11 protein-coding genes are annotated in these 10,782 nt (G+C 66.0%); 5 read left to right on the top strand and 6 right to left on the bottom strand.

All coding sequences use genetic code 11. The features are described from left to right. Nucleotides 1-86: 86 nt before the first annotated feature. A complete protein-coding gene (locus tag MK313_RS05810) occupies nt 87-1,211 on the bottom strand; it encodes a DSD1 family PLP-dependent enzyme (protein WP_287780434.1) in 1,125 nt (374 codons plus the stop codon). Nucleotides 1,212-1,353: 142 nt separating this feature from the next. Between MK313_RS05810 and MK313_RS05815 the strand changes: the two genes are divergently transcribed. The 3 genes from MK313_RS05815 (at nt 1,354) to MK313_RS05825 (ending at nt 5,247) form a co-directional block, all read left to right on the top strand. After that, the gene (locus MK313_RS05815) at nt 1,354-2,295 is read left to right on the top strand and encodes a DMT family transporter (RefSeq protein ID WP_220660246.1); all 942 of its coding nucleotides are present in this window, start codon (nt 1,354-1,356) and stop codon (nt 2,293-2,295) included. 103 nt (nt 2,296-2,398) lie between these two features. After that, nucleotides 2,399-3,940, top strand: coding sequence for an acetolactate synthase large subunit (locus tag MK313_RS05820; RefSeq protein ID WP_008944512.1), 1,542 nt, complete (start codon nt 2,399-2,401; stop codon nt 3,938-3,940). A gap of 65 nt (nt 3,941-4,005) precedes the next feature. Continuing rightward, nucleotides 4,006-5,247, top strand: a complete 1,242-nt coding sequence (locus tag MK313_RS05825) for an MFS transporter (protein ID WP_287780435.1) — start codon at nt 4,006-4,008, stop codon at nt 5,245-5,247. Between the two features lie 6 nt (nt 5,248-5,253). On the opposite strand, the gene MK313_RS05830 is transcribed toward MK313_RS05825, so the two are convergent. Beyond that, entirely contained in the window at nt 5,254-5,664 is a 411-nt protein-coding gene (locus MK313_RS05830; RefSeq protein WP_121219590.1) for a universal stress protein, read from the bottom strand. A 195-nt stretch (nt 5,665-5,859) separates the two neighbouring features. On the opposite strand from MK313_RS05830, the gene MK313_RS05835 reads away from it, so the two are divergent. Beyond that, nucleotides 5,860-6,420: a DUF2478 domain-containing protein gene (locus MK313_RS05835; RefSeq protein WP_287780436.1), complete on the top strand. Its 561-nt coding sequence runs from the start codon at nt 5,860-5,862 to the stop codon at nt 6,418-6,420. On the opposite strand, the gene MK313_RS05840 is transcribed toward MK313_RS05835, so the two are convergent. The 4 genes from MK313_RS05840 to MK313_RS05855 all read right to left on the bottom strand — a co-directional run bounded on the left by MK313_RS05840 (nt 6,390) and on the right by MK313_RS05855 (nt 8,500). After that, the gene (locus MK313_RS05840; protein WP_287780437.1) at nt 6,390-6,740 is read right to left on the bottom strand and encodes a type II toxin-antitoxin system HicB family antitoxin; all 351 of its coding nucleotides are present in this window, start codon (nt 6,738-6,740) and stop codon (nt 6,390-6,392) included. The genes MK313_RS05835 and MK313_RS05840 overlap by 31 nt on opposite strands. Further along, on the bottom strand, nt 6,737-6,991 hold the full coding sequence (locus tag MK313_RS05845; RefSeq protein WP_287780438.1) for a type II toxin-antitoxin system HicA family toxin: 255 nt from the start codon (nt 6,989-6,991) through the stop codon (nt 6,737-6,739). The genes MK313_RS05840 and MK313_RS05845 overlap by 4 nt, the downstream gene beginning before the upstream one ends. An 83-nt stretch (nt 6,992-7,074) precedes the next feature. After that, complete coding sequence (locus MK313_RS05850; RefSeq protein ID WP_287780439.1) at nt 7,075-7,938, bottom strand: MBL fold metallo-hydrolase; 864 nt, start codon at nt 7,936-7,938, stop codon at nt 7,075-7,077. Nucleotides 7,939-7,975: 37 nt separating this feature from the next. Beyond that, nucleotides 7,976-8,500, bottom strand: a complete 525-nt coding sequence (locus MK313_RS05855; protein ID WP_121219596.1) for a rhodanese family protein — start codon at nt 8,498-8,500, stop codon at nt 7,976-7,978. 227 nt (nt 8,501-8,727) lie between these two features. Between MK313_RS05855 and MK313_RS05860 the strand changes: the two genes are divergently transcribed. After that, a partial coding sequence (locus MK313_RS05860; RefSeq protein ID WP_287780440.1) for a PAS-domain containing protein occupies nt 8,728-10,782 on the top strand: 2,055 nt, incomplete at its 3' end.

The following is a 10,782-nucleotide window of genomic DNA, read 5'->3' on the forward strand; positions in this document are numbered from 1 at the left end:
ATTGGCCTTACCCCTCACCCAGCTTCGCCTAACTCGCTTCGCTCGTAAGCCTTCGCAGCCCTCTCCCGCAAGGGGAGAGGGTTTTGTTATGCCAGCGCGCCGCGCGCGGTGACCTCCCACAGCGCCTCGACGCGGCCGTTGCGGATGCCGACGATCCAGTCATAGAGGTTCACCGTCGGGTCGCAATGGCCGGGGATCAGCCGCAGCTTGTCGCCCAGCTTCGGGCGGTTGCCGGGGTTGGACAGCGCCAGCGCGCCATGCTCGTCGGAGGCGCGCACCAGCTCCACCCCCTCCAGTTCATGGACCGTGGGCAGGCCGGAATCGACGCTGAAGGCCTTCAGCCCGGCATCCAGATAGGCGCGCTCCGCCGCCGGGTGGCTCATCACCGTGGTATGGATGAACAGCGCGTGCCGGAAGGTGTCCACGAACTGCCCGCCCTCCTTCAGGTTGCGGGCATAATCCGCGTCCATGAAGACGTAGGAGCCCGCCTGCAGCTCGTTATAGACGCCGGACGCCGCCTCCATCTCGAAGGTGCCGGTGCCGGCGCCGCCGACGATCAGGCAGTCGAGGCCGGCCGCCTTCAGCCCGTCCACCGTCTCGCGCACCATCGCCACCGCCTTGTCGATGGCGGCGCGGCGCTCGCCAATGTCGCGGATATGCTGGGCCTTGCCCTGATAGGCCTGCAGCCCGGCGAATTCCAGATTCTCCTTGGACGCGATATGCCGGGCCAGCGCCACCGCCGGCGCGCCGGGGGCGGTACCGCAGCGCCCGGCCCCAACATCGATCTCCACCAGCACCGGCAGCCGCACCCCGGCGCGCGCCGCCGCCGCATCCAGATCATCGACATTGCCGGCATCGTCGGCACAGACCCCGACCCAGGCGCGCTTGCGCAGGGCGGCCAGCCGGTCCAGCTTCGCTTTGCCCACCACCTCGTTGCTGACCAGAACATTGTCGATGCCGGCACTCACCATCGCCTCGGCCTCGGAGACCTTCTGGCAGCAGATGCCGATGGCGCCCAGCGCCATCTGGCGCTTGGCAATCTCCGCGCATTTATGGGTCTTGGCGTGCGGGCGTAGCCGCACCCCGGCGGCCTGCGCGGCGGTGGCCAGAAGCTGCAGATTGGCCTCAAACGCGTCGAGGTCGAGGATCAGGGCCGGAGTATCCACCTCGTACAGCGGATCGCCAAGGGCGGCGGGGGCAGGCTGGGGCATGGGTTCATGTCTCGCGCGGTGGGAGGCGGGCAGCATTGCGCCGCAAGGGAGCCTAGCCTGCGCCCGCACGGCGTGACAAGCGGCGGCGGGGGCGATAAAGAGGGCGGGGAGATAATCGCCAACAGGCGCGGAGAAACAACAAGTGGACAAGGCTTCCACGCCGCCGGAGACAACAGGATCCGCCGGTGGCCCGGTCGGCTGGCTGTTCGGCAATGCCTATCTGCTGCTGGTGCTGACCACCCTGTCCTGGGGCGGCAATGCCGTGGCCGGTCGGCTGGCGGTCGGCGAGGTATCGCCGATGGCGCTGACCATGCTGCGCTGGACCGGCGTGGTAGTGCTGATCGCGCTGTTCGCCCGCCACCGGCTGATCGCGGAATGGCCGGTGCTGCGCCGGCACCTGCCCTACCTGTTCGCGCTGGGCGCGCTGGGCTTCACCGGCTTCAACGCGCTGTTCTACATCGCCGCCCATTTCACCGTGGCGATCAATATCGGCATCATCCAGGGCTCGATCCCGGTCTTCGTGCTGATGGGCGCCTATGCGGCCTATCGCACCCCGGTCACCGGCCTGCAATTCGCCGGCGTGGCGGTGACCATGCTGGGCGTCGCCATCATCGCGGCGCAGGGCGATATTGCCCGGCTGGCCGAACTTGCCTTCAACAATGGCGATTTGCTGATGGTGCTGGCCTGCCTGCTCTATGCCGGCTACACGGTGGCGCTGCGCAAGCGTCCGGCAGTGTCGGGGCTTGCCATGTTCTCGGTGATGGCGGTCGCGGCGCTGCTGACCTCGCTGCCGCTGGTCGGCATCGAGGCGGCGATGGGCCGCTTCCAGTGGCCGAGCCTGACCGGCTGGGCGGTGCTGTCCTTTATTGCGCTGTTCCCGTCCTTCCTGGCGCAGATCTTCTTCCTGCGCAGCGTGGAGCTGGTGGGGCCGGGGCGGGCCGGCGTGTTTGTCAATCTGGTGCCGATCTTCTCCGCCTTGCTGGCGGTGCTGATCCTGGGCGAGCGCTTCCAGCTCTATCATGCGTTGGCGCTGGCCTTTGTGCTGGGCGGCATCGCCCTGGCGGAACGTCTTCGCCGGAGCTGAGTAGGGCACGACAGAATGTCAATGAAGTTTGCAACTTGACCGCCGTCCGGCGGGGCGCTACCCCGGATGGCAACCACCTCGAATAATCGCGAAAGATACCACCATGAACGGCGCTGAAAGTCTGGTTCGTACCCTGAAGGCGGGCGGAGTCGATGTCTGCTTCACCAATCCCGGCACCTCGGAAATGCACTTCGTCGCGGCCCTCGACCGGGTCGATGGCGTGCGTTGCGTGCTGTGCCTGTTCGAGGGCGTGGCGACCGGTGCGGCGGACGGCTATGCCCGCATGGCCGACAAGCCGGCCTCGACGCTGCTGCATCTCGGGCCGGGGCTGGGCAACGGCATCGCCAATCTGCACAACGCCAAGAAGGCGCGCAGCCCGATGGTCAACATCGTCGGTGAGCATGCAACCTATCACGTGCAGTATGACGCGCCGCTGACCGCCGATATTGAAGGCACGGCGAAGCCCTATTCGCACTGGGTGAAGACCTCCGCCAGCGCCGCCACCATTGCCGCCGACGCCGCCGACGCCATCGCCGCCGCGCGCACTGCGCCGGGCCAGATCGCCACCCTGATCGCGCCGGCCGATGCGACCTGGGAGGAAGGCGCCGGCATTGCCGCGGTGCCGGCGATCCCGGAGCGCGCCAAGGCCGACGAGGCCGCCATCCAGGCCGCCGCCAAGGCGCTGAAGTCCGGCGAGAAGGTGATGATCCTGCTGGGCGACAAGGCGGTCCGCGCTGAGGGGCTGGAACTGGCCGCCCGCATTGCCGAGAAGACCGGCGCCGGCCTGCTGGCCGAGACCAGCAACGCCCGCATGGAGCGCGGCCAGGGCCGTGTCGCCATCGAGCGGCTGCCCTATCCGGTCGATCAGGCGGTCGCCGTGCTGGCCGAGGTGAAACATCTGATCCTGATCGGCTCGCGCAATCCGGTCGCCTTCTTCGCCTATCCGGACAAGCCCAGCCTCATTGCGCCGGAAGGCTGCAACGTCATCATGGTCGCCACCCCGGCGGAAGATCAGCCGGAAGCGCTGGCCCGCCTCGCCGATGCGGTCGGCGCCACGCAGAAGCTGGTGATCCCGTCGCGCGAGCGGCCTGCCATCCCGACCGGCGCGCTGACGCCGGAGACCATCGGCGCCGTGGTCGGTGCGCTGCTGCCGGAAAATGCCATCGTCTGTGATGAGGGTGTCACCACTGGCCGGCGCTTCTTCCCCTCGACCCATGCGTCGGGCCCGATGGACTGGCTGCAGCTGTCGGGCGGCGCGATTGGCGTCGGTATCCCGATGGCAACGGGCGCGGCGGTCGCCTGCCCGGACCGCAAGGTGGTCTCGCTGCAGGCCGATGGCAGCGCCATGTACACAGTACAGGGCCTGTGGACGCAGGCGCGCGAGAAGCTGGACGTGCTGACGCTGATCTTCTCCAACCGCAGCTACAACATCCTGCGCGGCGAGCTGGCCAATGTCGGCGCCAACAATCCGGGGCCGAAGGCGCTGAACATGCTCAGCCTCGCCGATCCCGATATTGGCTGGGTCAATCTGGCGCGCGGCCTTGGCGTCGATGCGACGCGGGTCGAGAGTGCCGAGCGGCTGGCCGAGGTGATGAAGTCCGCGCTGCGCGCCAAGGGGCCGCATCTGATCGAAGTCGTTATGTAAGAAGCAAGCGGGGCAGGCGCCGGAGAAGAGCGCCGCCCCTGCAAGGGGCCGGGAGGAACCGCCCGATGAGCGACCGTGCAGACGCCCTCCATCTGGAGGGCGATCCGCCCTGTGCCTGGTTTCGTCTGGCGATCTCGCTGCTGGTGACCACCATCGGCGGCGTCGGTCTGTGGTCGGTTGTCGTGGCGCTGCCGGCGGTCGAGGCGGAGTTTCAGGTGGCCCGCGCCGACGCGGCCCTGCCCTACACGCTGCTGATGGTGGGCTTCGCCATCGGCGGCATCCTGATGGGAAGGGTGGCGGACCGGTTTGGCGTGCTGCCGCCGCTGGTCGGCGGCACCTGCATGCTGGCGCTGGGCTATATCCTGGCCGGCCAGGCGCAGACGCTGTGGCAGTTCGCGCTGGCGCATGGCGTGCTGATCGGACTGCTCGGCAGCTCCGCCACCTTCGGCCCGATGATTGCTGATATCTCGCGCTGGTTCACGAAGCATCGCGGTATCGCGGTGGCGATCTGCGCCTGCGGTAGCTACATGGCCGGTACGGTCTGGCCGCCGATCGCGCAGCATTTCATCGAAACTGTGGGCTGGCGTACGACCCATGTCGGCATCGGCCTGTTCTGCCTCGTCACCATCCTGCCGCTGACGCTGCTGCTGCGCCGCCGCGCGCCGGAACCGGTGGTCAGGCCGGTGCCGGCAGGTACGCCGACGGTCGCAGTCTCGCCCGGTATCTCGCCGCGCCTGCTGCAAGGCCTGCTGGTGGTGGCTGGCGTTCTGTGCTGTGTCGCCATGGCGATGCCGCAGGTCCATATCGTGGCGCTGTGCGCCGATCTGGGCTTCGGCTCGGCGCGGGGTGCGCAGATGCTCTCCCTCATGCTGGCGACCGGCATTATCAGCCGGCTGTTCTTCGGCTGGCTGGCGGACCGTATCGGACCGCTCTGGACGCTGCTGACGAGCAGCGGGCTGCAGGCGCTCTCGCTGCTGCTGTTCCTGCCGTTCGACGGGCTGGCGCCGCTGTTCATCGTCTCCGCCCTGTTCGGGCTGGCGCAGGGCGGCATCGTGCCGACCTATGCGATGATCGTGCGGGAATATTTCCCGGCATCGGAGGCGGGCGCGCGCATCGGCCTCGTGCTGTCGGCGACGCTGCTGGGAATGGCGGTCGGCGGCTGGATGTCGGGCGCGATCTACGATCTGACGCTGTCCTACGAGGCCGCCTTCCTGAACGGCTTCGCCTGGAACCTCGCGAACATCGCCATCGCGCTGTTCTTCCTGCTCAGGCTGGGCGGTGGCCGGCGCGCGGCGGCGCCGGCCTGACCCTATTCAGCGTGTCACCAGCACCGAGCAGGCGGCGTGGCGGACGACGCGGGCCGCCGTCGAACCCAGGAAGTAATCCTGCATGCCGGGGCGGTGCGAGGCGACGATGATGAGGTCAGCGCCAATCTTGCTGGCATGGTCCAGGATTTCGCGCGATGGGTTGCCATCGCTGACCTGCACGCTGGCGGCGACGCCGCTGTCTTTCACCAGCTTCGCCATCTCTTCCTGCGCGGCCTTCAGGTTCTTCTCGACCAGGCCGGTCGGCAGTTCCGCGCGGACATAACCCGGCAGATCCTCCACCACGTTGATCGCGGTGATCTTGGCGCCCTGATCGGCCAGTTTGGCAGCAACGGCAAGCATGGCCGTGCCCTTTTCCGCCTGCGTCAGGTCGATGGGAACCAGAATGTTCTTGTACATTTTGTCGCTCCTCCTTTTGGCCTCGCTTTTAGGATACCTCTCATATTTGAAGATACGGATTCTCCTGTTACAGACATTGACCCATATCAACCCGGATCATTCCGTCATTTGCCCGTTCAACCATCCTGCGCGCTGGTGCCGGGACCGGCTTTCGGATAGCGTTCCGGGACGGGAAAACAGCCAGGACGGCCCGCCGTGACCGACAGCGCGACACCGATTGCCGATATCCCCTTCAAGGGCCGCGCGCCAATTGATGCGCTGCTGGCGGTGGTGGTTGAGCGGCTGCGTCAGGACGGGGTGCGCGTCATCGGCTTCCTGCAGGAAGATGATTCGGCGAGCGTCGGGGCGGATGCCTGCTCGACCATGCGGCTGCGCGATCTTGCCGGCGGCGGCGTCATGGGTATATCGCAGGATCTGGGGCGGTTTTCCGAGGGCTGCCGGCTCGATTCCGTGGCCCTGACCGAGGCGGCTGGCCGGCTTGAAGCGGCGCTGGAAGCCGGTGCCGACCTGCTGGTGGTGAACCGTTTCGGCAAGGCGGAGGCGGACGGGTCCGGCTTGCGCCCGGTGATCGCGCGGGCAATCGCCGACAATATCCCGGTGCTGGTGCCGGTACGCGAGGATTACGCCCCGGCCTGGGCCAATTTCCATGGCGGTCTTGCGGCCAGCCTGCCGGCCGAGGCGGAGGCGGTGCTGGACTGGTGCCAGCGCGCCGTCAGGCCAGGCCCTCAAGCGGCGCTCTCCTCCTTGTCCAGATAGCGCCGCAGCGCATCGCTGACCAGCGTATTGAGGTTCAGGCCCTTGCGTGCGGCGAGCAGCATCGCCCGGCGGTGCAGTTCCTGGCCGGGCCGGACGTTGAAGCTGCCTTTCAGCGGAATATCGGGGGTGCGCCCCTGTTCGGCGCAGAAGGCAAGATAATCATCCACCGCTTCCTGGAAGGCGGCTTTCAGGCTCTTTGCGTCCGTGGCCTCGAAGGTCACGAGATCGCGGATGAATTCCAGCTTGCCGTGAAACACCTCGTCTTCCTCGCTGAACTCGACGGAGCCGAAATAGTTTTTGTATTCCAGTAGCTTGCTCATATCAGCCCCGCCTCGCCGAGAGTTCGGATGATTTCATCGATCACATACATCTTCACGATGTTGCCGGGATGGGGCTTGTGCAGCAGCAAGGCCGGTGCGGTTTTATGCACAAAGCGCCGCCGCGATCCGCCGGTCTTGCCGGTGGCAACTTCATTATAGCCCAACCCTTCCAGCACTCTGACCAGCTCCGCCCAGGTAAAGTCGCGCGGGCGGGCTTTCAGGCGGGCGACCAGCTTGTCCCGACGGGTCATATGCTTTCAGAACCTGTGTCCAGACGCTTAGGATATAAGCAGCCAGAAGAATGATGCAACCATATTTAGTTGCAGCGTGATTGCTAAAGCGCGTTCAGCGGCAGCTTCAGATAGCTGACGCCATTCTCCTCGGCGGGCGGGAAATGGCCGGCGCGCATGTTCACCTGCACCGAGGGCAGGATGAGGCGCGGCATGGACAGGGTGGCGTCGCGCGCGGTGCGCATGGCGACGAAATCCTCCTCCGTTACGCCGTTATGCACATGGATGTTGCTGGCGCGCTCCTCCGCCACACTGGTTTCCCAGCGGTACTCGTCGCGGCCCGGCGCCTTGTAATCGTGACACAGGAACAGCCGCGTCTCCGGCGGCAGCGCGAAAATCTTCTGGATCGAGCGGTAGAGCTGGCGGGCATCGCCGCCGGGAAAGTCGCAGCGCGCCGTGCCGTAATCCGGCATGAACAAAGTGTCGCCGACGAAGGCGGCATCGCCGATGACATAGGTCATGCAGGCCGGCGTATGCCCCGGCGTGTGGATGGCCCGGACCTCGATGTCGCCCAGCCGGAAGGTTTCGCCGTCCCGGAACAGGCGGTGGAACTGGCTGCCATCGCGCGCGAAGCCGGGCCCGACGTTGAAAATCTCGCCGAAGGTCCGCTGCACCTGGGCGATGGCACCGCCGACTCCCAGGCTTCCGCCCAGCCTTTCCAGCAGGTAGGGGGCGGCGGTCAGATGGTCGGCATGGATATGCGTCTCCAGCACCCACTCCACCGTGAGGCCCTTCGCCTTGATATGCGCGATCAGCTTGTCTGCCGAGGCGGTGTCGGTCCGGCCCGAGGCGGAGTCGAAATCCAGCACCGAATCGATGATGGCGGCCTTGCCGGTCGCCGGGTCGGCGACAATGTGGCTGACCGTGTTGGTCGCCTCATCGAAGAAGCTGTCAACGGTGGGGCGCATGGCGTCCTCCTGTTCTGATGCGTTCAGGATAGCGGATTCAGCCAATGCTGGCGCGGTTCCAGGGCATAAGCTTCAGCAGCCTTGCCATGCCGCAGAAACCGGTTACACCGGCGAAGACGAGGCCGGCCCCGACAAAGCCGCTGAGCAGGATGAACCAGGGCGAGACGGTCGCGGCCAGTACCGCGCCGGCCAGCGCCAGCGCGCCGGCGGCAATCTGCACCTGGCGCATCAGGTCGAGCGGTGCGCGCGGGTTGAAATGCACCGGCAGGCCGGCTTTCTTCCAGCCGTCCAGCCCACCGTCCAGCACATAGGCCTCGTGAAAGCCCTTCGCGAGCAGCCGCGTGGCGTTGAAGGCGGTGCGGTTGCCGCTGCGGCAGGTGAAGCAGACCGGGCGGCGCTGCTCGGCCGTCAGATCCTCGGCATCGATGGCGTTCAGCGGAATCAGCCGCGCGCCCCTTATATGCTCGCGGGCATATTCGTCGGGTTCGCGGATGTCGATCAGCAGCATCTCGCCACTGGCAAGGCGCTGCTGAAGGGCGTCAGGGGCAAGGGGGCGCAGCATATGAACTCCTTATATGCAATTATTTGAAGATATATAATGCCGACTCGCTTTCCCGCAAGCTTTTCGTCACCCGGCAGGCTGCCTTGCACAATTTCTTGTCGAATTCGTGCAGGAGAGTACTCTTAAAAATAAAAAGACCATCGGCATGAGGGAGAAGGCCCCTGCTGGACCGGCAAGACACTGCGGAGGCGTCCGGCGGTACGCGACGCACCGTCACGACCATCGCGATGACGGGGCTGGCCGCCGTTTTCATCGTCACGTTGCTGGTAACCGTTTCCTTCGGCCTGGCCGGCATCTGGTTCGTCGATGTGGCGCGCTCCTACACCTCCGGCGCGAATTATTACTCCCGGTATCAGAAGGCGGCGGTGCTGGCCCTGCTGCGCTATGGCGAAAGCCGGGACGCGGCGGATTTTGCTGCCTACCGTGCTGATATGGCCGTGCCGCTGGCCGACCGGTCGGCCCGTCTTATCCTCGAAGACCCGGACCGCCCGGTGCGGGACAGCTATGCAGACCTTGCCGCCGGCCTGAACCACCCTGGCGATGTGCCCGGCATCGCCTGGGTCTTCCGGCTGTTCGGGGATTCAGCGCTATTGCAGCCCAGCGTGAAGAGCTGGAGCGAGTCAGACGCGCTGCTGCTGGAGATCGAGCAGGTGGCCGCCGACATGCATGAGGCGATCCAGGAAGGGCCCTGGAATCGCGAACGCAATGCCGTCTTCACCACAAGGCTGCTCGCGATCGATGCGCGGATGACCGAGGTGCAGGACCGGTTTGCCGAGCAGGTAAACGCAATTGGGCGTGCGGTCCGGCACTGGTTCGTCCTGGGGCTGGTCGTGCTGGGGGCGCTGCTGGCCCTGATGACGCTGATCTACGGCAAGCGGCTGCAACGGCGGCTCGCCGGCCTGGAAGCCGAGGGGCTGGAGCGCGAAGCGCGCTTCCGGGACATTGCCGACATGTCCGCCGACTGGGTGTGGGAGACAGACCGGGAAGACCGCTTCGTTTATTGCTCGGAACGGCTGTTGCTGGTGACGGGATTGCCGCTGTCCAGCTTCCTGGGGCGCAAGCGGGCGGAGCTGTTCGGCACTGGCGACGAGAATGCGGAATTCCGGCGGGAATATCTTGCGGCTATAGAGAGCCACAGTTCGTATCGCGACCTGGAATATACCTTCCGGATTCCGGGCTCCCGGTCAGACCGGGAGGGCAATATCCGGTTCCGCATCAGCGGCGTGCCGGTATTCGACCGGCGCGGGCGGTTCAAGGGTTATCGCGGAACCGGCCGGGATGTCACCCGCGAGGTGGCGATCCGGCGCGAGATCGAGGAGCAGCGCGAACTGCTGGAAACCGTGCTGCTGAACCTGCCGCAGGGGCTGGCGGTCTTCGATGCGGAGGCACGCTTGCGGTTCTGCAACAGCCCGTTCCAGCAGATGGTGACATTGCCCGATGATCTGTGCCGGGTTGGCACGGCGGCGGCGGATATCCTGAGCTATCTGACCGAACGCGGGGAATATGGCCCGCCAGCGGATGTCGCGGCGAAGGTCAAGGAACGGCTGGACTGGTTCCGGGCCGGCACCGACCCCTACCAGCACCGCCGGCCCAATGGCGTGTTCCTGATGGTGCGCAGCATCAGGCTGCCCTCCGGCGGTTTCATCGTCACCTTCATGGACATCACCCAGCAGCGTTCGCTGGAAGAAGGGCTGGTGCGCGCGAAGGAAGAGGCGGAGCTGGCGAACAACGCCAAATCCGAATTCCTGGCCAATATGAGCCATGAGCTGCGCACGCCGCTGAACGCCATCATCGGCTTCTCGCAGATGATCGAGCAGGCGATGTTCGGCGACCTGCCCCCGCGCTATCGCAACTATGCCGGCGACATAAGGCTCAGCGGCGAACATCTGCTGTCGATCATACAGGACATTCTGGACCTCGCGCGCGTCGAGTCCGGCAAGCTGGATTTCGAGCAGGACCATATCGACCTGCATCGTATCGCCGGGGAGTGCTGCACCATGCTGCGCCCCGCGGCTGACCGGGCACAGGTGAGGCTGGTGAACGCCATTCCGGCGACTGCGCCCGCGCTGCTGGCGGATGAGCGGAGAATCCGGCAGATCCTGATCAACCTGATCGGCAATGCGATCAAATTCTCCAGGCCCGACAGGGAGGTTACCGTAATGATAGGCGAGGAGGCTGAGGCGCTGATCCTGTCTGTAGTCGATCACGGGGTCGGCATGACGCAGGAGGAGGCACGCCTCGCTTTCGAGCCCTTCGTGCAGCTGAAGATGGGCATGGCGCGC

The sequence above is a fragment of the Oceanibaculum sp. genome, from assembly GCF_022449305.1.
GTDB classification, from domain to species: domain Bacteria; phylum Pseudomonadota; class Alphaproteobacteria; order Oceanibaculales; family Oceanibaculaceae; genus Oceanibaculum; species Oceanibaculum indicum.